This is a genomic window from Ensifer sp. 38_S197 (assembly GCF_056924495.1).
Window position 1 is genome coordinate 148,072 of record NZ_JBXOVZ010000003.1, and the last position, 26,588, is coordinate 174,659.

Below are 26,588 nucleotides of genomic sequence, written 5' to 3' on the forward strand. Positions count from 1 at the left end.
TTGGTGCACTGCTTCAGAGGATTGCCCATGCCCGAAACCTGCGCCTCCCCGTCATCTCGCGCAAGCCGAGCTCGCCAACAATCCGCCGCGCCGCCTGCGGCGTAACCTCGAGCGTCTTCGTGACCATCCCAGCCGAGACCAGCGGCTTTGCCATGACGAGCTCAATCAGCTGAGGCAGCTTTGACGAGGTTCGCCGGCCGGCCAATTTCCGCTCCATCATCTGCCGCGCCAGCGCCAGCCGGTCATGCTCCTTCAGCCCGAGCTCGGCGGCCGCGATCAGACCGTGGGCGATCGCCAGCAGCCTTGTCTCGCGATCGCGATGCCGGCGGCGATGGATGGGGATGGATTTCAGGCCGAGATTGAAGGCGGTGAGATGCGCCGCGGTGGTGATCCCGGCCTGGCGTAGAACCGACGCCGCCAGCAGCCGCCCGAGCCAGGGCGCGTGTTGCAGAACGGCGAGTTCGTTCCAGGCATCCAGAGCGACGATGGCTTGCAGCACCGGCGGCAGCTCAGCGATCATTGCGAGCACGCCGCGCCATTCCTCGAGGCGCTCGTCCTCGTCCCAATCGAGATCGTAGACCAGTGGATCCCTTTCGGCCCGAGCCGGGCCTGGCATTTTGGCCTGTTTGATAGCAGCCTCAGATCGCGCCAACACCGCATCGATCTCAGCAAGGTCGACATCGAACGAACTGGAATTTTGATCGGATATGTCCTTCCCCTCCCCTCCTTCCACAGCAGCAGGATCCGCCGTGGCGCCAACATTTCTTTCGGCACTGTCGGCTTGAAGTGACGCCGCAGGCCACGACTGCCGGAGGGTGCGCAAACCGTCGGGATCGAGAGCCCAGCCCGGCGGCTGCCCGGCGATGCGCCGGCGGCTGCGCAGTACGTCGCGCGCGATGGTGAGTTCGTGCGTCGGGGTACGGATGTCATGGCCGGCGTCGTGCAGCACCAGGTCCTCGAGGTGGACAAGTTCGCCATCAATCCACAGCGAGGCACAGGCGTCGGCAAAGTGGGCGCGTTCGAGAAAGCCTTCGCCGACCGCTGAGCGGGCGATGCGCTCATCGAGACGGGCGAGCGCGACGCCAGCGTCGGAGATTGGCCGCAGCAGGCTCTGGATGGGCAATCGGGCGAGATCGTAAGGCATTGAAATCATGGTAAATGATTTCTTAGGCGAACTCTATCTCAAAATTAGAGTTCCTCACTTGGTATGATCGCCGGAAAGCGCGCATCACTATCGATAGGTATCAAGTATCGATAGTGAGCCATCTCGTGGTGATTTTCTTGCCATCTAGGGCCGGAATCGCTATGTTCGATGGGATTTCGATCGAGGAAAACCAATGTCCGAACCGCAACTGTCCGTCCGCAGCACCAAGGCCAGGGATCTGGCGCACGCGCTGGCGCGCCGCACGGGTCAGCCGATCAACCGGCTCGTCGAGCAGGCGCTCGAGCACTACGATCTGGAACTGCGCCAGCAGTCTGCCCGGGCGCCGATCGATGTCCTGTCTGATTTGATGGCCGAAGGCCGGCGTGCGGTCCCGGCCGGCACGACGTCAGCGCATGACGATTTCTATGACGAACACGGTTTGCCGCGATGATCGCGGTCGATACGTCGGTCATCCTGGCAATGGCGCTGGCAGAACCGGAGGCCGAACGGTTCACGGCGGTGGTAGGGCAGCAGGCCGTTGCGATCGGTTGGCCGACCCTGCTTGAGGCGCGAATGGTACTGGCCGGCAAGGGGTTCCCCAACGCTTCGGAAATTGTCGATCAGCTCGTCCAACTGCCGAACGTCACGGCGATCGCTTTCGATGAAGCGCATTACCGCGAAGCGGAACGCGCGTTCGACCGCTTTGGCAAAGGCCGCCATCCGGCCATGCTCAACATGGGCGACTGTTTTTCCTATGCTGTTGCGAGGATCGCCAAGGCGCCGCTGTTGTTCAAAGGCAATGATTTTGGCCAGACGGACCTGAAGAGCCATCCGGCCTCGGCCGTCCCGGAGCGCCTGAAATGACCAGTGAACCGATCCGCCTGCCCGCCGCTACTGCCGTTGAAGCCGTGCTGGCTGCGCTCGACCCTCAAGCGGCGGACGCGGAACTCGTCCCTGCCCTGTCGCATGCCTTTCCCGGCTTTGCCTTCACGGCGGCGACGCTCGACGACGCCTACTGGCGCGACACCCGCACCGTTCTCGGCCCCGATGGCTCGCGGCTTGGTGATCATCGCGATTGGGTCGAACGCGAGCTCGCCGACCTCGGCGGTGACCTCACCGCGTTCTGGGCGCGGCATCGCACGAGCGCGTTCCGGTTCACCGAATGGCGCGGCACAAGCGTCTTTGCCGTCGCGCCCACCGGGCCCGGTCCGGCCGACTTCATCCAGATCTCGCTCGGCCGCGAGGTCGAATATCTGGCCGGGCCGGTCGTCGATCCCGATTTCCGTCCCTATAGCGCCGATGCCCTGTTTGAGCCCTCCTGGGTGCGGCGAGAGCCTGGCACGGATGCACCGGCGCTCTCAGGACCGGTCTATCGGCTGCGCGGCCGCGCCGGCGGCGGCATCGTCCACATGCGCAGCCTCCTGGCGCGGCGGGCGCGCCTCGAGCGCGAGCAGCGGGAAGCGCGTCGACCCGAGCTCGAAAGGCGCGTCATCCGCGAGGGCAGCCCCGAGGGCAACCGGGACATCGCCTTTCTTGACGCCAATCCGGGCTGGTTCGATTTCGTGCCGCGCGAAAACCGATTTCTTGCCGACTGGGATCGCTCGAGCGCAGCCGCGACCCACATTTTTCGCTACTGGGCCTTCGACATCCACGACTTCGACCAGCGTGGCCTGCGCGAGATCGGTTTCATCCCCCGGCCACTGCAATATCCGACCGAACGGTTGCGGCTCGACGAAGGCGTCTCGGTCCATCGATTGATGGAGCGGATCGAAGCGATCGACGCCGACGTCAGCCTGCCCTTCGCCTGGTTTTTTCTGATGACGCATGGCCATTGGGTCGATCCTGATGTCGGCCATGCGATCGCAACGGGGCTGCGGAGCGAGCGGGTGCGCCTGCCCGATCGCGACGCCGCTGTCCTGCTCGCCTGGGCGGACCAACCGTATCTGTTTTGAGGCGGTCGTCATGAATGTTCGTCGTTCCATGCCTGGGTCCGCGGCCGCTAACGCCCACCGCGCCGAAGAACTTGACGCGCTCGACGCCATCCTGCCGTTGGATCGGCGCGATCAGCTCGCCGCGCTTTTGACCGACGACGACGTCGCGACGCTCAAGCATCTGGCAAGCGAAGGCATGGGCGAGAACACGCTTCGGGCGCTCGCCTCCGACCTTGGCTATCTCGAGGCCTGGTGCCAGCTGGCGACCGGTGCCCCTCTCCCCTGGCCGGCGCCGGAATCGCTGCTGTTGAAATTCGTCGCCCATCACCTCTGGGACCCTGCCAAGCGCGCCGAGGATCCCGCCCACGGCATGCCGGCGGATGTCGAGGCCGGATTGCGCGCCGAGCGCCTGCTGAAGGTGCAAGGCCCACATGCGCCGGGAACGGTGCGGCGGCGGCTGACCAGCTGGTCGATCCTCACCCGCTGGCGCGGCCTGACCGCCGCTTTTGCCGCGCCGTCGCTGAAATCCGCGCTGCGTCTCGCCGTTCGCGCCAGCGCCCGACCACGACAGCGCAAGAGCAAAAAGGCGGTCACAGCCGACGTTCTGGCGCAATTGCTGCTGGCCTGCGCCGGCGAAAGCCTGGTGAACTTGCGCGATCGCGCCCTGCTGTTGATCGCTTTCGCCTCCGGCGGGCGCCGACGGTCCGAACTGGCAGCACTGCGCCTCGAGGACCTCACCGACGAGGAACCGGTGCATGCCGATCCCAACGACAAGAACTCCCCTCCCCTCCCCTGCCTGTCAATCCGCCTCGGCCGGACCAAGACGACAACCGTTGACGATGACGAACATGTGCTGCTGATCGGTCGGCCGGTAACCGTGTTGAAACGCTGGCTCGGTGAAGCCAATATCCAGGATGGCCCGGTGTTCCGACGCATCGATCAGTGGGGCAATGTCGATCGACGGGCGCTGACACCGCAATCGATCAACCTGATTCTGAAGCGCCGCTGCCAGCAGGCCGGGCTCGATTCGGCACTGTTTTCGGCGCATGGTTTGAGGTCCGGCTATCTGACCGAAGCCGCCAATCGTGACATTCCGCTGTCCGAGGCGATGCAGCAGTCGCTGCACAAATCGGTGGCCCAGGCGGCGAGCTATTACAACAACGCGGAACGAAAGAATGGACGCGCGGCCCGGCTGATCGTCTAAGCGTGACTAGGCGCCGAACAATGCATCGGCTCGCTTCTCGAACGACTGCCATTCTTCCGGCTCTGCTTCCGCCTCCGATCTGTCGCGTTGGTCGGCAGCCGACGCTGCCTTCCACCAGGCTTCAGCGCGCTGCATCAACGACGCCATCTCTGCCTTCAAACGATGCGAACGTTGCAAGTCAGCGGCATGCTCGACGTTCTGGCGAGGATCGTAGAACACCCCGATCGCCTCGCCGGCTGCCTGTCGTGCCGCCTCCAAATGTTCTTTCAAACTCTCCAGCTCAGCTTTCGTTGTGAAATATTGTCGCATCACCGCGATAAGTTCGCGGTCACTGGCGCTAATTTCCACGATCCCTCCTCCCGGAATTTCCTCGGGCCCTGATCTGTAAGATCGGCATAGCTTAGCAGTCGCTTCGCGATGGTACTATCCGGCTTTCCTACCCGCACCAGAGTTCGCCCGCATCTGCGCCATCAGCATTGGCCCGAGCGAAAACTCCCCTCGCCGCGCCTTCGCCGTCAGATCCCGAAGATAGCCGCCGGCGGAATTGATGTGCCCTGCCCTTTCGAGGATGCAGGCGATCGTCGCCGCCGCGTTCTCAGGCCCCATCACTTCGCAGGCATCCTGATAGGCACTCGGGCTCACGCCGAGCATGGATCGAACAACGACGGCGGCCGCCATCAGATCGCGCCAGCTCGAAATAGCCCCGCCTGGCCCGTACATCATGATCTCTGGGCAGGCCTGCAGCACCATACCCAACGGGAACGCCTTTATCGGTTCGTGCTTGGGCGCCGGTTTTTTCTCAGGTTTCGCCGCCTGCTCCTTTTCGGAGCTAGGTTCAAGTTCATGGATGGATTCGGTATTTGAATTCTGTATGTGACGCTCATCCGGAGCATCATTGGAGCTCATATTTTCAGAATTCATCTGCATTTCCAGCAGATTGAGGATTTCAGTCTGCAACATCTCCATTTCGTCGAGGATCGTGATGAGGTCACCAATCGTCGGCGTGCGGGGAATCCGGCCAACGAGCTCGATATACATCGCCTCGATCGCCCCCCAATCGCCGGAAGCACCCTCCTCCATGGCCGCGGAGATGAGCTTGCGCACGTCGCGCCGGCAGACAGTGAGCTTCTCTTTAGTGCGCCTGTATTGCGCGCGATCTGCGGCCACCTGCTGGGCCAATTGCGCGAGTTCCTCGGCTCGTGCGAGCAAGGGCGACAGGTCGAAGCCGTATGCCTCCTCGATCTCGCCAGTGCGGTCCTTGCGCGCGTATCGTTTTCCGTTGGCACTGTCCTTGCGTATGATCAGACCGGCATCAACAAGCGAGGCCAGCTGCCGGCGCAGCGTGGCGCCGGCGATGCCGTGCGCGCGCACTGAAAGCTGCGCGTTCGAGGGGAATACGATCATCGCCCGATCCTGCGACAGTTCTGGGTCCGGATAGAACGTTAGTAATGCATCGAGGACGGCCAGGCCCCGGTCCTGGATGCCAAGAAGTGCCCTCGCCTCCGAGGCGTCGCGAAACACTTTCCACTTGTCGGCTGTCTTGCCTGACTTGATTTCGGCCGTAGTGAACTGCCTTTTGACCAAGGCAAGCGTCATCGGCCGCCGCCCAAAGGGCGTCGTCACATTTCCAACCTGCATTTTTCTTCACCTCTCAGAAGGCAAAAGAAATCTGCTCGCCAAAACGGCGCCAAGACTCTTGACGGGGATTCGTGGAAATGCGATTCTCGATCTTGCTAGAAATACGAGGAAGGCTTCCACGACGGCGACGTTTGGGGGCCTTTTTCTTTTGCGGATCTACGCTCCTATTATTCGTTGTCAGCTGACAATCTTATTAATTGGCTGAATTCTCAGCCTTTTCTTGCTCGAACATCGCCACGAATTCGTCGATCCGAGACGACAGGAACTCTGCAAATTCCGCTGATGTCACCGTGATCTTCGAACCGCGGGTGGTGCGTTCGATCGATGCTAGGGGCAGGCCCTTTTTTGTTCGAACCACTTCAGGGTCCTTCGATTTCTTTTCGGCTACTGTCGAGGCCTTCCATAAACGATCGAACCGCTTGTTGGTCTCGGCAGCCAAAAAGTCGGTCGCCTGCATTTCCTTCTCGATTCTCTTGATGACGGCGTTGTCCTTCAGCCTGTCCGCAAAGGCTAGCCAGCGCGGCCGCCCGACCTTCGGCGCCGGACCTATTGCCAAGATGATTTCGGATGAGACACCATCGCCGACTTGCAGCAAACGCGATAGCTCCGGTTTGTCGACTGACAAGGCTTTGGCAATTGTATCCCGGTCGAACCCATGTTCACCTAAACGTCGGGCGAAAAGCGCCCGCTCAATGAAGCTGAGGTCAACTCGTGGACCGTTTTCCTGTCCCTGAGCGAGAATGACTTGCTCATCGGTCAAATTGCGAACAATCGCCTTGACGGGCCTGCCGAGGTCGGCGGCTGCACGTAGACGTCTATGGCCATAAGCTGCTTGATAATGGCCAGAGTTAGTTGGGTGAGCCCTGACGAGGATAGGCACCTGTTGACCGCTGGCTGCGATCGAGGCCTTCAATTCGTCAAAGTGGGGATCCGAGTCTAGGGGTATCCGATCCCGAATGAACGAGACCTCTACAAGAGCAGGATCGAGCTCAATGACCTTGTCGCCAGCCGCGATTGCTTCGCGCAACTCCTTCGCGGCGGCCGCCTCTTCATTGAGACGGCCGAGCGACAGGTTCATTGCGCGTACTGCCCCGGCGGGCTTATGTGAAACCGGCGCCTGCGGAGTTTCCGACTTAGCGTGCTCGGCCGAGTTCACCAAGCTCTTGAGGATGTCTCTGCCTTTCATGCCCTACCCCATGAAGTTTGAATAAGGGCCTCCACCTCGGAGTTTACGCTATCCATCGCTTCGACGGCCCTGTCGTAGGTTTGCCGGTGCATCGTTTCGCGGCCTGCTTCGTAAATCGTCTGCTTGGAAAGGCCAGCGTCGGAGACGGCAGTCGACTTTACCATCATCGAGGTGAGCACACGCTCGGCGAACAGGCTCCGGAGGAACGCAACGATCTGCGCTTGAGGCCCATCGTTGGGTTCGTACCTGGTCACCAAGTATCGCATCCAATCATAGTCGAGATTGCCGCCGGCCTCCTTGACGACGCTGAGCAGATCTGAAGTCATGGAGAGGAACTGGTTCATCGATGCAACATCGAGCATTTGCGGATGAACCGTAATCAGCACCGATGTCGCCGCACAGAGAGCCGATAGTGTCAAGAAGCCGAGTGTCGGCGGGCAGTCGATAACAACCACATCATACCGATCCTCTAGTTCCATGAGCGCGTTGCCGACACGCATGAAGAACATGTCCGTGTCGGTAGAGTCTCGCGACGCGAGCGCTCTCGGTGTGTCATGCTCAAATTCGTGAAGCTCCAGGTTACCCGGAATCAGATCCAATCCAGGAAAGTAGGTTTGCCGAACCACTTCTCCTACCGGGCGCCGTTCAGTGTCGTATCGGATGGCGCCGTAGAGCGTCTCGTTATCGTGCACATCGAACTCAGGCTGAAAACCGAGCATGGCGGACATGGAGGCCTGAGGATCGAGGTCGACCGCCAAGACGCGATATCCGCGCAATGCAAGGTATTGGGCGAGATGAGTGGCCGTCGTCGTCTTTCCCGAGCCGCCCTTGAAATTGGTCACTGCGACCACCTGCAGGTGGTCGCCCTCGCGGCGGCCGGGTAAATATGACGGTTTCGTCCGTCCGAGAAGCTGCCGGATGGTGTTTACTTCTTCTAGCGAGAACGTCCTTCTGCCTGCCGCAGACTTCTCGGATGTGACGGCTTCTTCTTGCGAGGCAATGTGCCGGACGTAGCTGTCAGTGACGCCGAGAAGCTTTGCCGCCTCCGTGCTACTGAACCGCCTCAGTGTTTTCTTGGCGTTTGGCGAAAAGAGCTTCTCGAATAAGATTTGCAACTGGCCACTGAGGGAGGCCGAGTCGTGCGCGATGGTTTCGTCAATCGAAACACGGTCGCGTTTCTGTCGGTTATCAATAATCGCAGCTTTTGTCGCCATTCACGCAAATTCCAGTAATTCATTGAATTTCCCGCAAATGATCTTGAATCACGCGCTCGCGTCAAGGAGTTTTTGGTTAACTGAAATTAACGGTTGTGGCTGGTCAAAATAAGATAGTAATTTTCGAGACTTAGAAGAATTGTCAGCTGACAATTGGGGGCGAGAGGCTTGACCTCAAAGTGACCCAACTTTCGCTTCGCCCTGAGAATCGTTTGATCGTCGCGACTCACTAGTAGGATGAAGACCGCTAGGCGGCCCTCTCCTGAGTCTGGAGCCCGTGCAGATAGTCGGCTGCTGCCTGAGCCTTGGCGGCGGCCGACACGATCGCACGCTTGTCGTTCTTCAGTACCTTGAGTAATCAGCAGCAGCTCATAATGTGAAGGATGGCCGAAGACGGCCATATGGACCAGATCGTCCAAGCTGTTTTTGCTGGCTTAATTCCACCGTTCCGCTTGATGGAATTTGTCGAAAGGCAGCATTAGCGTTAAATCTGAGCGGCAATGGCGAAAACAAAGACGACCGAATTTGATCTCGTTCTCCGACGGCAGGTTGCGGCGCTTCCTTTCCGTATTTCAGAATCGGGTGCCGTCGAAATTCTGGTTCTTACCTCGCGTGATACGGGGCGCTTTATCATACCGAAGGGCTGGGAGAAGAAAGGTCACAAGAAACCTGACGCCGCCGCGATAGAAGCCTATGAGGAGGCGGGCGTCATTGGGGAAGTGCAACGAAGGCCGGTCGGTACCTATACCTATTGGAAACGCGGCGCGACCGTGTTCGAACGACTCGAAGTGCTTGTATATCCGCTGCTGGTGACGAAGCAACGCACAGATTGGCCCGAGAAAGGTCAGAGGAGACTTGCTTGGCTCTCCCGTGACGATGCAGCGCTCCTCGTAGATGAGCCAGAACTTGCGTCCCTCATTCGGAGCTTCACGGGCAATTCTCGCTGATGGCGACTTCGCGTTCGGCTCCGACGTGTCGACGGCGTCACTTATGCGGGTGATGCTCCTTACCTGACGCGGTGCGGTTCGGCGGCGCCATGGCCGTAGCCGTTGGGCTGAGGGCCGGCACCAGCGAGTGGCGGTATCGGCTGCGGCGGCTCCTCGGGCTCCGGTTCGATCCCGCGGCGGCGCAGGTCGTCGCCGGACAGAAGCGGCCATCCCCGGCGGAGAACATATTCGAGCCAAGCCCCGCACGCCTGTGACGTAAACACCGCGGTAAGGACCAGGGTCGTGAAGAACGGGGCGTTGATGATGCCGGCGTCGAAGGCCACCGAGGCCATGACGATGCCGGGGCCGCCGCGGGCGTTCTGGGTGACGGCGAGATTGACGATGTCGAGGCGGCTCATGCCGGCCAGCTTGGCGCCGAGGCCTACGGAAAGGAATACCACGATGGATGTGCCGACCATGAAGCCGCCGAGCATCAGCGGGTCTAGCGTCTTGGAGAGATCGAGACGATAGCCAACAATGGCGAAGTACAGCGGCACAAGAAAATATCCGGCCACATCACTGATGGACTGCATCGGGAGTCGGAACCGGGCCTGCTCGGTACCTCTCATGCCGCCCATGACGCCGAATCCGGCCAGCAAGGCGGCGAAGGCCAGAGTCACATCCAGAGCCGCCGCCAGGGAGACGTAGGCGAGAAACACGGCGAGCATCCAGGCGACGGGGGAGTGCTTGGCCACGATGTTCCAGTTTGCTCGTGAGAGCTTGCGGAGCACCGTCGGCATGACGGTGAGGGCGACGATAACGTAAACGGCGTTGACAGCCACATGTTCGCCGACGGTGGTGGTTAGCACGTCGCCGGTGGAGCTGAGCGTGGCGGCGGCGATGGCGGTGGCCACGGAGAGGACCCCCCACAACGCAATATCCTCGAGGACGGCGGCTCCCAGTTGGAGGCTGGCGAAGCGGGTGTGGAGGATACCGAGGTCGTAGAAGATCTTGGTGATGACGGGGATCGATGTCACCGCCGCGGCAGCGGCGAAGACGAGCACGACCGCGTCTTCGCTACCTGCGGTCCCCGTAAAGTACTCAAGCGGCAGCAGCGGCGCCAGGAAGAGCGCGATGAAAAACGGCAGCGGCGTGCCGATGCCAAGGACCCAGGCCGTGGCCTTGCGGTTCTCTGCGCCCAACAGGTGCTTGGCCGCGCAGCCTGAGACGAACATCAGCATGAGCAACCCAAGGTGGTACATGAATCCCAGCACGACCGCCTTCGGGTCCGCCTTGTCGGCGCCGAAGAGGTCGGCGACGAAGTCGGGCGCGATTGTCCCGAGGAGTGTAGGGCCGAGAAGGATGCCGGCGAGGATCTCGCCAACAACCTTCGGCTGACGCAAGCGACTGCACAGCTGCCCGAAGAGATTCGCTCCCAACATGAGCAGCAGAATGGCGAGGAGGACTTGGCCCAGCTGTGGATTCGTCATTGCCGCTCTCCTAATGCCCAACGCCCCCGAGGGGCCACATGATGCCCGATGTGTGAACGAGCACGATACTCCAGGCCTAAGCAGGACCGCATTGGAGGAAAAAGGCGTAGTTCTCAATGGAAAGACAGTCTTTAGGAGAATCCATCTATCTCTGGCTAATGCGGAGGGGCTAGCCCGGATCGTCGACGACGAAGGCGGCGCGCACGGGAGGTTCATGCCCGGGCTCCGCAAAGGCCAAACCGCGAGAGCGATTTGCTGCGCATTATCTTTGGCATGAGACCCTCGGCTGTTTGTCAAATACAGTTGAGGGAAATGCCATGTCACATGAACACCGCGCCTTGGTCGAGCGATTTAGAGAGACCTTGACGCTACAACGATACAATCCAGTAGTGGTTCACAATTATTGCCGGAACGCCGATTACTTCCTTTCCTATCTGGCCGAACGGAAGATTGCTCTCGAATCGGTGACGCCGACGATCGTGTCGGATTATCTGCGCCTTGCGGTCCGGCAGTTTCGTAAGCGTCATGGCCGCGCTCCTGCTCGCGATTGGATATCCATCCCCCGATCTGGGATACACGGGTTTCTGAAGTTCGTGCTGAAACGCTGGCCGCCCGAACCTGTGGCCGCCGAAGCCGGCGGCATTCTTTGTCGAGAGGTGTGCGACCAATACCAGACATGGTTGCGGGAGGGACGTGGGCTGGCGGCCGCCTCGATTTACGCTTTAATGTGGGAGGCTCGGCATTTTTGTGCCTGGTACGTCGGGCACTCCGGCATGGCCAGCTTCATGAAGCTGAACGTCCGCGACGTCGATGCCTACATGGACATGCGGGCGCCCGGGCTGACGCGCAGGTCTTTGAAAGATGTCGCCGAGCGACTTCGATCGCTGCTGAAGCATCTGCACAGGACGGGTCACCTCACAACCGATCTCACCCCGCACGTGATCGCCCCGCTGCTCTATGCCTATGAGGGCATCCCGTCCGCCCTGAGTTCGGATCAGATCGCATCTGTGCTGGAATCCGCCCGGAAAGACAGATCACCGATCGGCTTGCGGGACTATGCCATCCTCCAACTCCTGGCAACTTACGGGTTGCGCTCGGGCGAAATAGGTCGTTTGCGGTTGGACGACATCGACTGGCGTGCCGACATCTTGAACATCCGCCTCTCCAAGTCGGGGGCGCGTTCTCAGCTGCCGTTGCTGGATCCAGTTGGGGAGGCGTTGATCGACTACCTTCGGCACGGCCGCCCGGAAACCGATGTGCGGGAAATCTTCGTCCGCACACGGGCGCCATATGTTCCCATGGTTCGCATTTACAGTGAGGTCCGCCGGCGAATGGAAGCGGCAGGTATCCTGCTGACCGGCAAACGCGGCCCGCATATCTTCCGCCATGCACGTGCGGTGAGCCTGCTGCGGGCAGCCGTCCCGCGTAAGGTGATCGGGGACGTGCTGGGTCATCGTTCAGCCGAGTCGACGATCCCCTACCTGAAACTGGCGACGGAGGACCTACGGGCGATTGCCCTGGAGATACCGGGACAGGAGGTGCGCCAATGAGCACCTGGCCCGACACGGACGGCAAGACCATTGCTCGCTATCTCAGCCGGCTCCGGCTGCGCGGTCCGATTAGCCCAATTTATTATCGCCAAACCCTGCACAGCTTCCAGGAGGTCGCTGTTCGGCGGCAATGCCGACCGTCGCAGATCACGCGGGAAGCTCTGGAAATGTGGTTGAACGAGCGGGCGCATATCTGGGCTCGGTCAACGTTGCTCCATCGCGCCCGGATCGTCACTCGCTTCCTCGACTTCCTGCAGCGGGAAAGATTGATCGTCAGCAATCCAGTAGCTGATCTGCGCGCCGAGTATAACGCAAGAAGCGACAAGGCGATCCTGCAGGCCCTGCTCGCTTCCGATCCCGATAAGGCGCTTGAATCGCTACGGCAGTTCCCGCCGTTCGGCAGTGTCCTCGGAGACCTAATGCGCAACCACATCGCGCTGATGCAGGCAAGAGGCTATCGCTACCAGACACAGGCCCGTTGGTTCTGGCGCTTCGATCGCTTCTTGCAGGCACATCCGGAACTGGCGCAGGAGCCGGTATCGGTGATGCTGCAGCATTGGGCGGCGGCGCGGCCGACCGTCAACCATGCCGCCGAGTGCGAACGGCTCGCTCAAGCCCTGAGCAAAGCACAGCATCATCTCGATCCCGACACCAAACCGAGGCGCCCGGATCCGCGGCCGGCACAGCAGGTCGCGCGGCAATGGCGTCGGCCTTACATCTACAGCCCGGAAGAGGTTCGTCGTCTCCTCGATATTGCGCGGACCTATCCATCCCCGCGCGCACCGCTGCGCCCGATTAGCCTCTATACCATGCTGGTCCTGGCTTATTGCGCTGGATTGCGGTTGGGTGAACTTGCGCGCCTGAATCTTGCGGATATCGATCTGCTGGCCGGCACGATCACCATCCGGGAGACGAAGTTCTTCAAATCCAGAATACTGCCATTGGCCGACAGCGCATTATCGGCGCTGCGGGAATATCTGCAAGCCAGATGCAAGGCGAAGGCGCCGCAAAGCCCCGATTCCGGCCTGTTCTGGCACGATCAGGGCGACGCGCGCTACACGTCTCACGCCATCGCGGGCCACCTTGTCGACATCCTGCGGCGGGCCGGAATCAAGCCGCCGACGGGCAAGACCGGCCCTCGCATCCACGACCTGCGGCATTCGTTCGTGGTGAACCGGATTCTCGAATGGTACCGCGCCGGCATCAATCCGCAGGACAAGCTACCGTTGCTTGCGACATATCTGGGGCACCGCGATATCCACTCGACGCTGGTCTACATCACCGTCACCCGGGAGCTCCTGCAGCAAGCAAACGAACGCTTCCGGACGTTCGGAGCGCACTGCCTGCATGCATCGGAAGGGGTGGAGCCATGAAGCCGGCCGACCCGTTCCCGAGGCTCCTGCATGCCTTCTTCTATGAATGGATGGTCCAGCAGCGGAACGCCTCTGTGCACACTGTTCGGTCCTACCGCGACACATGGCGCCTGTTCCTCAGGTTCGTGGCTCAACGTCGGCGCCGACCGGTCGCTCAGCTTACATTGGGCGACCTGACGGCTTCCGAGGTCAGCGCCTTTTTACACCATACCGAACAGGAACGCGGAGACACGATCGGCACGCGCAACGTCCGCCTGTCGGCATTGCGCAGCTTCTTCGGCTTTGTTGCCGGCCGCGAGCCGACTGCGATCGCGCAGTGCACCGAAATCCTGCACGTTCCGATGAAGAAAGCGCCGATCCGTGCGCCATGCTATCTGGAACCGGAGGAGGTGAAGGCCATTCTGGCGCAGCCCGATCGCTCGACGATCGAGGGCCAACGCGACCACGCACTCTTCTCCTTCCTCTACAACACCGGCGCGCGCATCCAGGAAGCGCTCGATGTCTGCCCGCAGGCGATCCGGTTCGACTCGCCAGCCTGTGTGCGTCTTTATGGCAAGGGACGGAAAGAACGGGTCAGTCCTCTTTGGCCGGAGACGATATCATTGCTGAGATCGTTGCTTCAGCGGCAGCCAAGACCCGCCGACCAGCCGATCTTCGTCAATCGGTACGGTGGCCCGCTCGGCGCATCGGGCGTCCGCTTCAAACTGGCGGAATATGTCGAGGCGGCAGCCAAAGATGTGCCAAGCCTGGCCTCGAAGCACGTAACGCCTCACAGCTTCCGTCATGCAACAGCGGTGCATTTGGTGGCGGCCGGCGTTGACGTCACGGTGATCCGAAGCTGGCTTGGCCACGTCAGCCTCGACACCACAAACCACTACGCTCAGGCAAATCTGGAAACTAAGCGTCTGGCGCTGGAACGCCTCGGAGGTCCATCACGTCCGGCCAAACCTCCATCGTGGAAACAAGACCACAGCGTGCTTGCCTGGCTCGATAGCCTTTAGCCATCCTGGAAATAATGTGGAGGAGATCGCCAACCATCGCCGCGTAACAGCTGAGACAAGGAGCTCCTCCACATTATGAGCTGCTGTTGATTACTCGAGTAATGGCGAGCTCGCCATTACTTCGGCCAGCTCTCCAGATAGCTCGCTGTATTGCCCCGAGGGTCGTGTGCGACACGAAGATCAGCGCAGAGGAATGAAGCGGAAAGCTCTGCATTTTATCTGAACAGTCAAGCTGTCTCAGCGCGATCTTGCAGCAGCATTTGCCCTGAAAATCCGCATGTTTCCGATTGGTCTCGGCGCATGAGACAAATTCGTGCGGCGCAAGGCACCCTGGCGCTGCTCGCCCGGCGCAGCAGGACAGCTTGGCGACGTCCTTGCGAACGTCAACGCCACGAGCTCCAGGGGCGTCGACCGTGAGGCCCTGCCGGATCGCGAACGTCGCGGTCTGGATGCGTCGGCGCCCTCCGGCGCGAGAATGCGCGCGCTATGCGGCGCCCCGGGGGTCGTGCTGGCGGGCGCCGGGTACTGCGCGGGCATCCTGTCGGCGGTCTCCTGCGCCTTGCTCTGGCGGTGAAGACGGCTCGCCCGAGCGCAGCACCTCAAGTAACCAGCAGCAGATCAAAGCTCATAATGTGAAGGCGGACCGTTGCCGGCAATGGAATTGCCTAGGGGGAGTATTCGCACTAAATTTTGAACGGTTATGGCAAAGATTAAGAGGACCGATTCGATAATTGATCCTGTTGTTCGACAGCAGGTTGCAGCGCTTCCTTTTCGTATTTCAGAAGCCGGTAGAGTCGAAATTCTGATTCTGACCTCTCGGGATACGGGGCGCTTTATCATTCCGAAGGGCTGGAAGAAGAAAGGCCACAGGAAACCCGACGCTGCGGCGCTAGAAGCCTACGAGGAGGCAGGCGTCATTGGTAAAGTGCAGCGAAAGCCACTCGGAAGCTATGACTACTGGAAACGTGGTGACAGCGAATTCGAACGACTTCGAGTGCTTGTCTATCCACTCTTGGTGACGAAGCAACGCAGAGACTGGCCCGAGAAAGGTCAGCGAAGAATAGCGTGGCTCTCCGTCGGGGATGCAGCGCTTCTCGTGGACGAACCGCAACTTGCATCCCTCATTCAGAGCTTCGCGGGCACTTCCCGCTCATGACAGCTTGGACCTCCCGACCACCTTGCCTGGTGGCCGGGCCGGCGGGCGTCACTACCCAACTCGGTGGGGTTGGACAGAACCGTTGCCGTTGGCGTAAGCATCGACGAGTTGCGGCAACTGCTGCGGCAATTCCTCCGGCTCCGGTTCGATGCCCCGGCGGCGCAAGTCGGCGCCGGACAGAAGCGGCCATCCGCGGCGGAGGACGTATTCGAGCCAAGCCCCGCAGGCCTGTGAGGTAAACACCGCGGTGAGGACGAGGGTCGTGAAGAACGGGGCGTTGATGATGCCGGCATCGAAAGCCACGGTGGCCATCACGATGCCGGGACCGCCCCGTGCGTTTTGGGCGACGGCGAGGTTGACGATGTCGAGACGGTTCATGCCCGCCAGCTTGGCCCCGAGGCCGACGGAAAGGAACACGACGATGGATGTGCCGACCATGAAGCCGCCGAGCATCAGCAGGTCCAAGGTCTTGGAGAGATCGAGACGATAGCCGACGATGGCGAAATACAGCGGCACGAAGAAGTAGCCGGCGATATCGCTGATGGACTGCATCGGCAGGCGGAAGCGGGCCTGCTCGGTGCCTCTCATGCCTCCCATGACGCCGAACCCGGCCAGCAAGGCAGCGAAGGCCAGTGTCACATCGAGAGCCGCAGCCAGAGAGACGTAGCCGAGGAACACGGCGAGCATCCAAGCAATGGGGGAATGCTGGGCCACCACGTTCCAACTCGCCCGCGAAAGCTGACGCAACACGGTCGGCATGACAGTAAGGGCGATGATCACGTAAACGGCGTTGACAGCCACGTGTTCGCCGATGGTGGCCGTCAACTCGCCGCCGGTGGAAGCGAGGCTGGCAGCGGCGATGGCGGTTGCCACCGAGAGGACACCCCACAAGACGATGTCCTCAAGGACGGCAGAGCCCAACAGGAGGCTCGCGAAGCGGGTGTGGAGAATGCCCAGATCGTAGAAGATCTTGGTGATGACCGGGATCGACGTCACCGCCGCTGCCGCGGCGAAGACGAGCACAACTGCCTCTTTGCTCCCGGCGACCCCCGTGAAATATTCGAGGGGCAGGAGGGGCGCGACGAAGAGTGCGATAAAGAACGGCAGCGGTGTCCCGATGCCCAGGATCCAAGCCGTGGCCCTACGGTTCTCCGCGCCCAACAGATGCTTGGCCGCGCAACCGGAGACGAACATCAACATGAGCAGCCCGAAGTTGTTCATGAACGCCAGCACCAGTGCCTTCGGATCCGTTTTGTCGGCGCCGAAGAGGTCCGCCGCAAAATCCGGCGCAATTTTCCCGAAGAGCGTGGGTCCGAGGAGAATGCCGGCAAGGATCTCGCCGACAACCTTGGGCTGACGCAAGCGGCTGAACAACTGCCCCAGGAGGTTGGCCCCCAACATGAGCAGCAGGATAGCGAGGAGGACTTGCCCGAGTTCCGGATTCTTCATCGCGACTCTCCCTTTCCGACGCCCAACAGGGATCACGCCGTCTGTTCTGAACCGATAGACTATCGCACGGCGGAGAGGGGCAGCATTGGATGAATAAGTCGTAGGTCTCGACAGAGAGACAGCCTTTTGGCGTAAGCGCGTACCGCCGATTGACGACTTTATCGGCCAGTCTCTGTGTGCTGGCCTGGCTCGGTCCCGTCCCTCGACAGCGTTTCACTCTCCTCGGTCTTCGCCGCAGCTATGGTCTGCATCCTGCTCAGAATGTGCTCGGAAATGCCGCGGGCGATCTCCCGTTCGACCATGATGATCAGGCTGGCGCCACACTTCTTGAGGTATTCCACCTCCGCATCCGAGTGGGCGCGGGCGATGATCTCCAAGGCGGGGTTTGCGGCATGTGCCTGTTCGATGAGGTTGCCACTCTCGAACGGATTCGGAATAGCGCTGATCAACCATCGGGCTGCGGCAACATTGGCCGCCTCAAGCAGCCCCGGCTGGGCGGCGTTGCCGGCGATCACCTCGATCTTCCGCGCGCGCAATTGATCGACCGTCACCTGCCGTTCCTCGATCACGAGATAGGGCACCCCGGTTCGTTCCAATGTCTCGGCCACCAGACCTCCAACCCGTCCATGGCCAACCAGCACGGCGTGCCCCGTAAGTTTGGTGACCGGCGGTTCGGCGTGGTCGGCTGCATCCGTTCGTTGTGCGGTTCCGGCAGGCTCTGTCGCCTCGAGCCGAGGCGCGAGCCGCTCGCGGACGACGAACAGCAGCGGATTCGCAAGGATGGAGAGGATCGCACCGGCAAGGATAAGGTCACGGCCGGCTTCGGGCAGAAGTTCTAGGTCGACTCCAAGGCCCGCCAGAATGAAGGAAAACTCGCCGATTTGTGAGAGGCTGACACCCAGCGTGAAGGCCAGTTGACCGGAATGGCGGAAGGCGAGCGCCACGCCTGCTACTGCCGCGGCGTTGCCGATAATGATGATGAGCAGAACCGCGCCAACGAGCAGCGGCTCTCGCCAAAGGATCATGGGATCGAACAACATTCCGACGGAGACAAAGAACAAGACAGCGAATGCGTCGCGGAGTGGCATCGTTTCCTGGGCAGCCCTTTGGCTCAACTGCGATTCCGCCAGTATCATTCCTGCAAAGAACGCCCCAAGTGCGAAGGAGACATCGAAAAGGGTGGCGGCGCCGAAGGCGACGCCAAGCGCGTTTGCCAGAACCGCTAACCGGAAAAGCTCGCGCGATCCGGTATGGGCAGCATAGTGAAGCACCCACGGAACCACGCGTCGGCCGACAATTAACATGACGGCGAAAAAGGCCGCGAACTTGCCGAGAGTGAGCGTGAGGGCACCTGCAATGGTATGCGGCTGGAGAAAGGCGAACGCGTCATTGTCGTTCGTGATTGTTGCGTTGCTCTCCCCTCCGACGACAGCAGCAAACGCCGGTAACAGAATAAGAGTCAGGATCACCGCAAGATCCTGCACGATGAGCCATCCGACGGCGATGCGGCCTTGTGCCGTCGCGAGCAGGCGCTTGTCTTGCAAGGTTCGAAGGACAACTACGGTGCTCGCGACGGATAGCGCGAGCCCGAAAACGACTCCCGTTTCCACAGACCAGCCGATGATCTGAGCCAACACGAGCCCGAGCACGGTGACGACGGCCATCTGGCCGACTGCGCCGACAAAGGCAATCGTTTTTACCGGCAGGAGGTCGTCGAGCGAAAACTGCAGGCCGATGCCGAACAGCAGCAGAATCACGCCGAGTTCCGCGAGCAGGCGTGCCAACGCCTGGTCTGCGACAAAGCCCGGCGTGAAAGGACCAATCAGCACCCCGGCAACGAGATAGCCAACCAGCGGCGACAAGCGAAGCCTGTTCGCCAGCGTGCCGAGCACGAAGGCGAGCCCAATTGCGGCAACAATGGTGGCGATCAGCGGTGTCTGAGGCATTGGTCGTGCAGTTGTTTGAGGGTAAGCAGCATCCTTTTGTGCTTGGACGAACTCTGCCAATAATGATTGATCACAGCGCGTTCGGACAGGCCCGGAAAAGTGCGCATGGCGATGTGCAGGGTGCTGAAAGACGCGGTCGCGCAATGCGCCGGGGCACACGACAGGAATGTCCGCTGATCGCGTTCGGCTTTCCGGTAGAGCAGGCGCGTTCGCTGGCGGCGCGCGTCGAGATCCGAACTGCTCCTGCCTCGAAGCGCGCGATCTGACGCGGCAGGATCTATCTGAAACGTCTTGAAAGGGGCGCCTATGCGACGCCCCGGACCTCGTCCTGCTGAGCCTGTTGTGCATGCATCCAGTCGGCAATCTGCTGCGCCTTGCTCGCGGCGGTGAAGATGGCGCGCGAGTCGGAACGCAGCACCTCGAGCCAGGAGGCGATGTAGCGGGCATGGTCGGGGCGCGGCTCAACGCTGAGGCCCAAGTCGGCGCAGATCATCGCGCTCAACAGCTCGACCGTGCACTCCTCCATGGCATAGGCGGCCGAGCCGAAGCGTCCGGAAAGATCGCGGTCGAGGCGATGCTTGGCGCCGGAAGCGTGGCCGCATTCATGGAGCAGCACGGCGTAGTAGGCGATCGCATCGCGGAAGCAGGCGAACTCCGGCATCTGCACATGATCGGTAGACGGACGGTAGTAGGCCTGTGCTCCGCCATGGCGGATGTCGATGCCGAGCGCCGTGCAGAAGCGTTCGGCCCGCTCGATCCGCTCGGCCTCGGGCAGCGCCGGCATCTCGGGCGGCGTATAACCGTCGACCTGGGCGCAATTGAAGACGGTGTAGCCGCGGGCGAACAGACGCCGGGCGGGCTCGTCACGATCCTCGTCGCCGTGTTGAGAGTTGGCCGCGTCACGATCGGCAGTCTTCCAGAACACGACCAGATGGCCGCGTTCACCCTTGCGAACCTGAGCGCCGAGCGCCTGCCATTGGCGGTAGGTGCCCCAGATGCCAGCGGGATAGCCGGCCGCGTGCGCGGCAGCCCAGAGCGTGAGGATGTTGACGCCGCGATAGGCCTTGCACGAGGCGATGTTGACGGGCGTGGTGATGGCCGATCCGTCGTGGTGCCAGGGCATCCGATAGTCGCCGGCGCCGGTCTCGATGGCGGCGATGATCTGGCTGGTGACGCGCTCGTAGATATCGGTCGGGGTCTGGGTGGTGCGATCTGTGGTCATGGGTGCCTCCTTCAGCTCGCCCTCTCCGTCGAGGGCGAGGCGGCAGGGGCAGACGCGGGAGGCCGGCCCGTCACACCCTGTTCTCGGTGCTGGTGCGGAACAGGGTTGATGGGCTGGCAGCGTCTGCCACACCCGAGCCCTGCCTCGACGGGCGAGCTGAAGGAGATGCCGACCATGATCGGCGCCCGGAACGGCCCGGATGATGCGCCGCCCTCAGCCGGGGTCGTCTCGCGGCGACCGCTTCAGGGGGACAACCCGGGCGTTACCAGATCGGGCCAGCTCCTGCCGAAGACCCTCGATGACGGCATCCCGCTCGGCGATCTGCAACGTCAGCACCTGGATGTGCTGGGCGAGCTTGCGGGCGAGACTGCGCAGTTCGGCGATCTCGGCGCCGCGCACGGCCCTCAGATCGGCTTCGAGCGCACGGACGCGCTCCTTGAGGGCCCTCGGGGAGGACTGCCGGTGACGCGCTTCGGCCGCCCGGAACTCAGCGAGAAGACCGACCGCACGGTTCGCCGTCGCCCGGCTGACGCCCGCTTCGCGCGCCAGGTTGGCGACGGTGAGCGCGCCGTCGGTGCGCTCGGGGCGGCCGTCGAGCAGCCGCGCCATCGCCGCCCGCAACGCCGCCTCGCTCTTGGCGCCGAGCGCGCTCATGCTCCGCCCTCTAACAGTGGTGCGATGAGCCGGCGCTTGCGTTCGTTGTCGCGCGCGATGGCTTCGCGTTGCAACGGCGACAGGCGGCCTACAGCAAGCAACCCTTCGCCCTCGGCGATCGAAGCCTGCCATGGCTCGCGATGCCGGGCGGTCAGACAGGCGTTCGGGCAGCGATCGGGACTGCATCGGGACAGGACTGGCGCCGTTTGCTCGGAATCCGGGGAGCCGGATAGGCAGAGGGCGGTCGCCGCATCGAAGAGGCAGTCGTTGAGGAAGCCGACATGCAGCGTCCGTCCGAGATGGGCAAGCATGGTGCGTAGGCGCTTGCGGTCCATGATCCGACCGGGAAGATCGCCGAGTTCGTCCTGGACGCGGGCGAACTCCCGTCGCAATCGGGCCGCGCCCGGTCCGGCCGGGCCTTCCTAGCGAAGGAACGCCTCGTAATGGGCGACAATGTCGTCGAGCTGACCGAGTGCACGCTCTCGCTCGACGGCCAGGCGGAAGTCAGCCTCACTTGATCCCGCATAACCTTCGAACATGGCGACGGAGGCGTGCTTGTACTGGATCTTGCCGGCGATGGTGCCGAAGGGTCGGTTGGCGATGTACCAGGCGATCGTGCGGCGCAATTGCCGCGTCGTGAACTTCCAGGGCTCGTCTCCAATGCGCGGGATGACTGGTTCGCCTTGCGACCGCGCATCAAGACCGTCGCGGAAAAGATTGAGCGTCGGCGCCGCACCGATACCGAGATGATCGGCGCTCCAGGGCCAGTCCTTCAGGGTCACCCACAGGGACGAGAGCCCCTTCTCCTTGCGATTGCGCGCCGAGAGCACCTCCATGACTTCGACGGCGCGGGCGACCGGCTCGATCGTGATCCAGTCGGCGGTCACGCCGCGCGGTCCATGACGTTTGTAGACGGTGCTGCGCACCCGATAGCGTTCGACCAGGCCGTCGGCGCTTCGCACCGGCGACACGCATCCCGGCTGCATGGCCTGAACCTCGCTATCGCGCATGCCGGTGAGATAGGCGCAGACGATATAGCAGGCGCCCTGCAGCATCCGCTCCTCGCGGGCGAGGCTGAGGCTGTCGAAGCGCTCGCGCCATGGCAGGCCGGTGTCCGGATCGACCGAGATCGGCGTATCGAGACCGCCGACCTCGGTCCCAAGTTCGGCGACCATCTCCTCGATCAGCCGCGCGGTCGGCTCGGACTGGCTGACGCGGCCGCTCTCCGGCGCGCCGGCGTGCAGCCGCATCAGGTAGAGGTTGTAGGGTGGCAGCTCTTGGCCGGTCAGCGGATCGATCCGCCGGGCGGCGTTGGGCGCACGCTCCCAGATCGGCACGCCCCGGCGGGCGGCCCGGCGCGCGTCGAGCCACCTCGCCACGCGGGCCCGATAGGTCCTGGCGACGGCCCGTCCGGTGCGCGCATCCCGCGCCATCAGCCGGGCGCAGCGAGCTTCGAGAGCGTCCAGTTCCGCCCGCGCGGCGAGAATGTCGGGTGCGTAAATCTCGACATACTTGAGCGCCCAGCGGAGCATGGCGCCAATGATCGGCTCGGGAATGCGCGGCGTGGCGTTCTCGGCAGGCGCCGGAGGCCGACCGGCAACACGGTGCGCGGCACGGCCGCGCCACGGCAGAAAGCCGATGCCACCGCCGGTCAGCCACGGCGCCAGGTGGTGCAGGTCGATCGGCACCTCGACATACTTCACCGTCTCATGCGGCGTTCTCCGGCCGCTGTCGCGAGCATGCATCAGATAAGCGTCGAGCAGAGCCTGGTCGACTCGACCGATGTCGACGGCGCCGAGCCGCGCCCGAAGGAACGCGGCAAAATGCTGGACGTAGCGCAGAAGCCGGATCGCCGAGGTCGCGCCGCAGGGCGCACGGTATCCTGGAACATGGATGCGTAGACGAGCGATGACATACTCCTTCGCCAGACGGCGCGTGGCCGGATCGGCGATGCGGACAAAGTTCAGCCGGTAATTGCTGTAGCGGGCGTTCACCCGGAAGATGGCAGCGCTCAGATCCCAGTGATCGTCACCGAAGCGGGGAAGCTGCGCGCGGTCGGCATCGTCCCTGATCGCAATGCCGGCGAGCACAGGCTCGTCGTCACTGTAAATGGCCGAGGGCAAAGATGGCCGCCCTGGAAGCATGATCGGCGCCGGCATCATGGCGCTCCCGCTTCAGGCGGCAGGTAGATCAGCCTCGGGTCCGCAGCCGCGGCCTGTCGCGCCTCATCGATCTCGGCTTCGCTGAACCGGGGCAGGATCTGATCGGCGATCCGGCCGTGAACGCGGCCGAATTTGGTCGCCCAGTCGGCTTCGGTGAGCGCTTGTCTCTGCGTCCGGATGAAGCTGAGGAACGATAGCAGCGCGGGCAGCTTGCGGGCCGTGATCACCGCATTGCGGCATTCGAGACAGCCCCAGAAGGGCGACGGACAGGCTTCGCCCGCTGTGCCGAACGGGCTCGCGTAGAACCCGCCGCAACTGGCGAGCCAGACGTCCTGCTCGCCGCTGAGCAAGGCGGTAATGGCAGCAGCGCCGGCAACGGGAAGCCCCATTGCTCGGTCCGGATCGGCCCGGACAATCAACTCCTCGTTCGACGGCAGGACGCCCGGTTGCCGTGCAGCGTCGAACGCATCGCGCATGGCGTCGGCGATTGTCGCCTCGTGGACATGGCGAAGCGCGGGAATGTCGGCATAGTGATTGGCCGCGACCGTGACGCTGTGCCCGACGGCAAAGCGATCGAGCTGGCCGCCCGTGCGTCGATACCATGCCGCCTTGTGGGTCTTGCGCAGGCGGGTCAGGTTGAGACGGAGCGGCTGACCCTGTTCATCGCGAAGGTCGTGCCGGCGGGTCCATGAAGCCACAGGCTCCTTCATGCCAAGCACGTGCGGGGTCAAACGGCCCCAGGCGTAATGGACCCAGAGCGTGTCGGCACCAAGCCGGCTTCTCGCCGGGGCGGTCCAGTGCAACACCTTGCGTATCAAGCCGCCCGGCGTGGAGGAACCGCCGTCGCGCACACGCAGCCGCTTCCACTCGGCGCCGCGCGCCCGGCGCTTGCAATACTCGATCTCGACATAGCCCCCCGCCGGATTCTTCAGGCAGTCGGCCCGGAAGCCCTTGATCGCCTCGATCTCGAGCCCGGTGTCGAGTGAAACGAGGACGATGAGCGGCACGAGGTCGGTGGCGAGCAGGTGCCGGCGGCCATGCAGTTCATGGATCAGCCGATCGTTCGGCAGGCCGCTCTCACGGCGGAGCGTGTAGAGCCGCTTGAAGAGAGGATGTCTATGCCCGATGACGCTGTCCGCATCGATCGCCGCCATGGCCGCCGCGTGTTCCGCCGCGAGAGTGCCGCTTCGATCGGCATCCTCGACCGTCGGAATCCGATCTGCGTCGGCGAAACGGCGGATGATGGCGGCGAGATCTGTGCGTGCAGCGGTCCGCAACGCCGTGGCGACATCGTCGCCATAGGCATCGCGTGGCCGAGCGCGCACCCCCGATCGGTCGCTCGTGTACATCAACCGCCGCGATGCATCGGGCGGCAGGTGGCCGGGCTCGGCAGCCTCGGCGAGCCGCAGCAGATTGAGCACCTTGCTCATCCTTTGCAGTCGGTGATTGGGATGCAGGCCGCTCTCCTCCATCCAGGCGTCGAAGCCGTTGATGCAGGCGGCGCTCACGTCGGATAATCTGACGACGTGGGGACTAACGGCGTCGAGATACCGCCAGAACATCCTGAGCGAATTGGCATAGGCGGAGGCCGTCGATATCGAACCGGCCGGACCGCCGACCTGGCAGGCGCGCCAGAGCGTGCCGGCAAAACTCCGGGCCAATGCCTTGCGGCCGCTGAGCATCGACAGGTCGATCGTCTTGCTGCGGTCCGCCAGCGTCACGGTGAAGCGCAGCGAGGCAATCGCCGCTGCGGCTTCACCCGCAGGATCGGGCAACGCCTCGGGAAACAGTGCACGACGGCCGGGCCGCCGCACTGAGGCAGTCGTCGCGGAGGTCATCGGGCATCTCCGGCCGTGTCTTCGGCCCAGCGATCCGCGGCCGCCTCCACCAGCTCCTGCGCTTCGGCAAGACTGTCGAGATAGATGTAGGTGCTGGTCACGCTCGCGTGCCCCAGGAGGTGCTGCAGCTTTTGCAGCGGATCGCCGAGAATCCGCCGATAGGCTGCGCCGTGCCGATCTTGCGGATCGAAGACCGTCCCGATCTGCTCGCGGATCAGCATGGAGAGCATGTTGACGGCGAAGGTGTGCCGCAAGGTATGCGGCGTCACGTCGATCTCGATGCCGAAGCGGCGACAGCGGGCGCAGGCCCGGCGGAAGGCCGCTTCCCAGGTGGCCGATGGCACAGGCTTGCCGCCTTCGGTCAGCCACAGCGAGGCATGCTGCGCTTGGCCGGACACGCCGACCAGCACGCGCCGGCGCTCGCGCGGCGTCAGCCGGTCGAGGCGAACACGCTTGCCTGCGGCGTCGCTTGCCTTCCTGTCCTCCGACATCAGCCACAAAGGATCGGACACCGGTTCGGACCGGGAGACGGAGATGGTGCGCTCGAGACCGATGTAGTCGGTGATCATCCTCAGCACCCTGCGGGGAATCCGGATGCGCCGCGGTCGTCCGCCCTTCGCGATCGGACCAGGAAGATCGAACGGCACTGAACGCGATCCGCGCTCGGCCGGGTGCGGAAGCTCCGTCAGAAGCAGACTGCCGGCCTCGGTCAGTCGCAAACCGGTCGTGACGAGAAGCTCGGCGAAGAGCGCATTGCGCTCGCCATTGCGGCCCCGCCACGCCGGGTCCTCCGAGCCGTCGGGCAAACGTCCTCTCAGCCCAACGTCGCGAAAGAGCAGGTAGCGGCCAAGGTCAATGTATCGAATATCGTGCCGACGCGCTGCGCGCTCGCGTGCCCGATTCGTCGTGACAGCCACCATGGCGCGCGTACCCGCCGCCCGCCGCAGCTCGACGCCGTAGCCGAAGGGCGAGGTCGTGATGATCTCCTCTTCGACGGCCCAGCGATAAAGCTTGTCGAGTGCCGCAACGCTCCGATTCCAGCTCGCCGCTGAAATCCGGTAAGGCGCGTCCGACAGGCGCCGTGCCCGATGAAAGGCCAGGACATCGTGGCGATCGGCCTGCCAGACCGTCTTGCCGCCACGGCATTCGCCGAGGAAGCGCGCCCAGACAAGAATATCCCGTGCGTAAGAACGCCAAGTGTTCGGCGAGCGCGCGCCCATAGCCGGACAGGCGCGGAAGAAGCGGTTGATATGGAGATCATAGCTGGCGTCATCCATCAGGATGAAGGGCATGCCGTCGATCAGCCCAGCGCGCTCGGCTGTGTCGAGCGCGCCGAGCGCAGAGTTTACTGCGAAACCATCAATGGAAAGTGGGCGCGAAACAGCGCCAAGATCGGTAAAATACAACTGCACGCACGATACCTGAACGGAGCGCCTTCGGCGCAACTTCTTTGGTTGGACTGCGAGGGGTTCCCCTCGCGCTCTCCCGTTCGCCACGTGGCAGG

At 62.6% G+C, this 26,588-nt stretch carries 23 protein-coding genes and 2 pseudogenes; 9 read left to right on the top strand and 16 right to left on the bottom strand.

Going from position 1 to position 26,588, the window contains the following annotated elements; translation table 11 throughout:
- Window positions 1–13 precede the first annotated feature (13 nt).
- A complete protein-coding gene (locus AC1Z3V_RS33140; protein WP_483504311.1) occupies window positions 14–1,153 on the bottom strand; it encodes an RHE_PE00001 family protein in 1,140 nt (379 codons plus the stop codon).
- Window positions 1,154–1,337: 184 nt separating this feature from the next.
- Here AC1Z3V_RS33140 and AC1Z3V_RS33145 point away from each other — a divergent pair, with 184 nt between their 5' ends.
- Genes AC1Z3V_RS33145 through AC1Z3V_RS33160 form a run of 4 tightly spaced genes read left to right on the top strand, consistent with a single transcriptional unit; the run spans window position 1,338 to window position 4,279 of the window.
- On the top strand, window positions 1,338–1,595 hold the full coding sequence (locus AC1Z3V_RS33145; RefSeq protein WP_077498148.1) for a type II toxin-antitoxin system VapB family antitoxin: 258 nt from the start codon (window positions 1,338–1,340) through the stop codon (window positions 1,593–1,595).
- Window positions 1,592–2,008 (top strand): type II toxin-antitoxin system VapC family toxin, encoded by a 417-nt coding sequence (locus AC1Z3V_RS33150; protein WP_483504312.1) that lies wholly within the window; start codon window positions 1,592–1,594, stop codon window positions 2,006–2,008. The genes AC1Z3V_RS33145 and AC1Z3V_RS33150 overlap by 4 nt, the downstream gene beginning before the upstream one ends.
- On the top strand, window positions 2,005–3,096 hold the full coding sequence (locus AC1Z3V_RS33155; RefSeq protein WP_483504313.1) for a hypothetical protein: 1,092 nt from the start codon (window positions 2,005–2,007) through the stop codon (window positions 3,094–3,096). Before AC1Z3V_RS33150 ends, AC1Z3V_RS33155 begins: the two co-directional genes overlap by 4 nt.
- Window positions 3,097–3,106: 10 nt before the next feature.
- The gene (locus AC1Z3V_RS33160; RefSeq protein ID WP_483504314.1) at window positions 3,107–4,279 is read left to right on the top strand and encodes a site-specific integrase; all 1,173 of its coding nucleotides are present in this window, start codon (window positions 3,107–3,109) and stop codon (window positions 4,277–4,279) included.
- Window positions 4,280–4,285: 6 nt separating this feature from the next.
- Here AC1Z3V_RS33160 and AC1Z3V_RS33165 read toward each other — a convergent pair whose 3' ends face one another.
- From AC1Z3V_RS33165 to AC1Z3V_RS33185, 5 genes and pseudogenes are all read right to left on the bottom strand, one after another.
- The gene (locus AC1Z3V_RS33165; RefSeq protein WP_483504315.1) at window positions 4,286–4,627 is read right to left on the bottom strand and encodes a hypothetical protein; all 342 of its coding nucleotides are present in this window, start codon (window positions 4,625–4,627) and stop codon (window positions 4,286–4,288) included.
- 75 nt (window positions 4,628–4,702) lie between these two features.
- Window positions 4,703–5,917, bottom strand: a complete 1,215-nt coding sequence (gene repC / locus AC1Z3V_RS33170) for a plasmid replication protein RepC (RefSeq protein WP_483504316.1) — start codon at window positions 5,915–5,917, stop codon at window positions 4,703–4,705.
- Between the two features lie 193 nt (window positions 5,918–6,110).
- Window positions 6,111–7,103, bottom strand: coding sequence for a plasmid partitioning protein RepB (repB, locus tag AC1Z3V_RS33175; RefSeq protein WP_483504317.1), 993 nt, complete (start codon window positions 7,101–7,103; stop codon window positions 6,111–6,113).
- Complete coding sequence (gene repA / locus AC1Z3V_RS33180) at window positions 7,100–8,317, bottom strand: plasmid partitioning protein RepA (protein WP_483504318.1); 1,218 nt, start codon at window positions 8,315–8,317, stop codon at window positions 7,100–7,102. Before repA ends, repB begins: the two co-directional genes overlap by 4 nt.
- A 247-nt stretch (window positions 8,318–8,564) precedes the next feature.
- Window positions 8,565–8,672, bottom strand: a pseudogene (locus AC1Z3V_RS33185) (antirestriction protein); the annotation flags it as partial.
- A 145-nt stretch (window positions 8,673–8,817) separates the two neighbouring features.
- Here AC1Z3V_RS33185 and AC1Z3V_RS33190 point away from each other — a divergent pair.
- Window positions 8,818–9,264, top strand: coding sequence for an NUDIX hydrolase (locus AC1Z3V_RS33190; RefSeq protein WP_483496785.1), 447 nt, complete (start codon window positions 8,818–8,820; stop codon window positions 9,262–9,264).
- A 59-nt stretch (window positions 9,265–9,323) separates the two neighbouring features.
- Here the strand turns inward: AC1Z3V_RS33190 and AC1Z3V_RS33195 are convergent, their stop codons facing one another.
- The gene (locus tag AC1Z3V_RS33195; protein WP_483496783.1) at window positions 9,324–10,733 is read right to left on the bottom strand and encodes a cation:proton antiporter; all 1,410 of its coding nucleotides are present in this window, start codon (window positions 10,731–10,733) and stop codon (window positions 9,324–9,326) included.
- A gap of 317 nt (window positions 10,734–11,050) precedes the next feature.
- Between AC1Z3V_RS33195 and AC1Z3V_RS33200 the strand changes: the two genes are divergently transcribed.
- From AC1Z3V_RS33200 to AC1Z3V_RS33210, 3 genes are read left to right on the top strand one after another with little or no spacing between them, the layout of a single operon-like run.
- The gene (locus AC1Z3V_RS33200) at window positions 11,051–12,283 is read left to right on the top strand and encodes a site-specific integrase (RefSeq protein ID WP_483496781.1); all 1,233 of its coding nucleotides are present in this window, start codon (window positions 11,051–11,053) and stop codon (window positions 12,281–12,283) included.
- Window positions 12,280–13,656 carry a tyrosine-type recombinase/integrase gene (locus AC1Z3V_RS33205; protein ID WP_483496779.1) on the top strand — a complete coding sequence of 459 codons (1,377 nt, stop codon included), beginning with the start codon at window positions 12,280–12,282 and terminating at the stop codon, window positions 13,654–13,656. The genes AC1Z3V_RS33200 and AC1Z3V_RS33205 overlap by 4 nt, the downstream gene beginning before the upstream one ends.
- On the top strand, window positions 13,653–14,657 hold the full coding sequence (locus tag AC1Z3V_RS33210; RefSeq protein WP_483496778.1) for a tyrosine-type recombinase/integrase: 1,005 nt from the start codon (window positions 13,653–13,655) through the stop codon (window positions 14,655–14,657). The genes AC1Z3V_RS33205 and AC1Z3V_RS33210 overlap by 4 nt, the downstream gene beginning before the upstream one ends.
- A 119-nt stretch (window positions 14,658–14,776) precedes the next feature.
- Here the strand turns inward: AC1Z3V_RS33210 and AC1Z3V_RS33215 are convergent.
- A pseudogene (locus AC1Z3V_RS33215) lies at window positions 14,777–14,869 on the bottom strand (antirestriction protein); the annotation flags it as partial.
- 488 nt (window positions 14,870–15,357) lie between these two features.
- Here AC1Z3V_RS33215 and AC1Z3V_RS33220 point away from each other — a divergent pair.
- Window positions 15,358–15,813 (top strand): NUDIX hydrolase, encoded by a 456-nt coding sequence (locus AC1Z3V_RS33220; protein WP_483504319.1) that lies wholly within the window; start codon window positions 15,358–15,360, stop codon window positions 15,811–15,813.
- 51 nt (window positions 15,814–15,864) lie between these two features.
- Here the strand turns inward: AC1Z3V_RS33220 and AC1Z3V_RS33225 are convergent, their stop codons facing one another.
- The 8 genes from AC1Z3V_RS33225 to AC1Z3V_RS33260 all read right to left on the bottom strand — a co-directional run bounded on the left by AC1Z3V_RS33225 (window position 15,865) and on the right by AC1Z3V_RS33260 (window position 26,496).
- Complete coding sequence (locus AC1Z3V_RS33225) at window positions 15,865–17,262, bottom strand: cation:proton antiporter (RefSeq protein ID WP_483504320.1); 1,398 nt, start codon at window positions 17,260–17,262, stop codon at window positions 15,865–15,867.
- A gap of 158 nt (window positions 17,263–17,420) precedes the next feature.
- Entirely contained in the window at window positions 17,421–19,208 is a 1,788-nt protein-coding gene (locus AC1Z3V_RS33230) for a cation:proton antiporter domain-containing protein (RefSeq protein ID WP_483504321.1), read from the bottom strand.
- Between the two features lie 304 nt (window positions 19,209–19,512).
- Window positions 19,513–20,430 (bottom strand): ArdC family protein, encoded by a 918-nt coding sequence (locus AC1Z3V_RS33235; protein WP_483504322.1) that lies wholly within the window; start codon window positions 20,428–20,430, stop codon window positions 19,513–19,515.
- Window positions 20,431–20,643: 213 nt separating this feature from the next.
- Window positions 20,644–21,084, bottom strand: coding sequence for a hypothetical protein (locus AC1Z3V_RS33240; RefSeq protein WP_483504323.1), 441 nt, complete (start codon window positions 21,082–21,084; stop codon window positions 20,644–20,646).
- Complete coding sequence (locus AC1Z3V_RS33245) at window positions 21,081–21,476, bottom strand: hypothetical protein (protein WP_483504324.1); 396 nt, start codon at window positions 21,474–21,476, stop codon at window positions 21,081–21,083. Before AC1Z3V_RS33245 ends, AC1Z3V_RS33240 begins: the two co-directional genes overlap by 4 nt.
- A gap of 30 nt (window positions 21,477–21,506) precedes the next feature.
- Window positions 21,507–23,243, bottom strand: a complete 1,737-nt coding sequence (locus AC1Z3V_RS33250; protein ID WP_483504325.1) for a hypothetical protein — start codon at window positions 23,241–23,243, stop codon at window positions 21,507–21,509.
- Window positions 23,243–25,084 (bottom strand): hypothetical protein, encoded by a 1,842-nt coding sequence (locus tag AC1Z3V_RS33255; RefSeq protein WP_483504326.1) that lies wholly within the window; start codon window positions 25,082–25,084, stop codon window positions 23,243–23,245. The genes AC1Z3V_RS33250 and AC1Z3V_RS33255 overlap by 1 nt, the downstream gene beginning before the upstream one ends.
- Window positions 25,081–26,496 (bottom strand): tyrosine-type recombinase/integrase, encoded by a 1,416-nt coding sequence (locus AC1Z3V_RS33260; RefSeq protein ID WP_483504327.1) that lies wholly within the window; start codon window positions 26,494–26,496, stop codon window positions 25,081–25,083. The genes AC1Z3V_RS33255 and AC1Z3V_RS33260 overlap by 4 nt, the downstream gene beginning before the upstream one ends.
- Between the last annotated feature and the right edge of the window lie 92 nt (window positions 26,497–26,588).

Bases quoted from the DNA above. Each gene is read 5' to 3' on its own strand.
- AC1Z3V_RS33250 (WP_483504325.1), bottom strand. From the start codon at position 23,243: ATGCCGGCGCCGATCATGCTTCCAGGGCGGCCATCTTTGCCCTCGGCC.
- AC1Z3V_RS33255 (WP_483504326.1), bottom strand. From the start codon at position 25,084: ATGACCTCCGCGACGACTGCCTCAGTGCGGCGGCCCGGCCGTCGTGCA.
- AC1Z3V_RS33230 (WP_483504321.1), bottom strand. From the start codon at position 19,208: ATGCCTCAGACACCGCTGATCGCCACCATTGTTGCCGCAATTGGGCTC.
- repC (WP_483504316.1), bottom strand. From the start codon at position 5,917: ATGCAGGTTGGAAATGTGACGACGCCCTTTGGGCGGCGGCCGATGACG.
- AC1Z3V_RS33160 (WP_483504314.1), top strand. From the start codon at position 3,107: ATGAATGTTCGTCGTTCCATGCCTGGGTCCGCGGCCGCTAACGCCCAC.
- AC1Z3V_RS33220 (WP_483504319.1), top strand. From the start codon at position 15,358: ATGGCAAAGATTAAGAGGACCGATTCGATAATTGATCCTGTTGTTCGA.
- AC1Z3V_RS33235 (WP_483504322.1), bottom strand. From the start codon at position 20,430: ATGACCACAGATCGCACCACCCAGACCCCGACCGATATCTACGAGCGC.
- AC1Z3V_RS33155 (WP_483504313.1), top strand. From the start codon at position 2,005: ATGACCAGTGAACCGATCCGCCTGCCCGCCGCTACTGCCGTTGAAGCC.
- AC1Z3V_RS33205 (WP_483496779.1), top strand. From the start codon at position 12,280: ATGAGCACCTGGCCCGACACGGACGGCAAGACCATTGCTCGCTATCTC.
- AC1Z3V_RS33225 (WP_483504320.1), bottom strand. From the start codon at position 17,262: ATGAAGAATCCGGAACTCGGGCAAGTCCTCCTCGCTATCCTGCTGCTC.
- repA (WP_483504318.1), bottom strand. From the start codon at position 8,317: ATGGCGACAAAAGCTGCGATTATTGATAACCGACAGAAACGCGACCGT.
- repB (WP_483504317.1), bottom strand. From the start codon at position 7,103: ATGAAAGGCAGAGACATCCTCAAGAGCTTGGTGAACTCGGCCGAGCAC.
- AC1Z3V_RS33140 (WP_483504311.1), bottom strand. From the start codon at position 1,153: ATGATTTCAATGCCTTACGATCTCGCCCGATTGCCCATCCAGAGCCTG.
- AC1Z3V_RS33190 (WP_483496785.1), top strand. From the start codon at position 8,818: ATGGCGAAAACAAAGACGACCGAATTTGATCTCGTTCTCCGACGGCAG.
- AC1Z3V_RS33150 (WP_483504312.1), top strand. From the start codon at position 1,592: ATGATCGCGGTCGATACGTCGGTCATCCTGGCAATGGCGCTGGCAGAA.
- AC1Z3V_RS33240 (WP_483504323.1), bottom strand. From the start codon at position 21,084: ATGAGCGCGCTCGGCGCCAAGAGCGAGGCGGCGTTGCGGGCGGCGATG.
- AC1Z3V_RS33195 (WP_483496783.1), bottom strand. From the start codon at position 10,733: ATGACGAATCCACAGCTGGGCCAAGTCCTCCTCGCCATTCTGCTGCTC.
- AC1Z3V_RS33145 (WP_077498148.1), top strand. From the start codon at position 1,338: ATGTCCGAACCGCAACTGTCCGTCCGCAGCACCAAGGCCAGGGATCTG.
- AC1Z3V_RS33200 (WP_483496781.1), top strand. From the start codon at position 11,051: ATGTCACATGAACACCGCGCCTTGGTCGAGCGATTTAGAGAGACCTTG.
- AC1Z3V_RS33210 (WP_483496778.1), top strand. From the start codon at position 13,653: ATGAAGCCGGCCGACCCGTTCCCGAGGCTCCTGCATGCCTTCTTCTAT.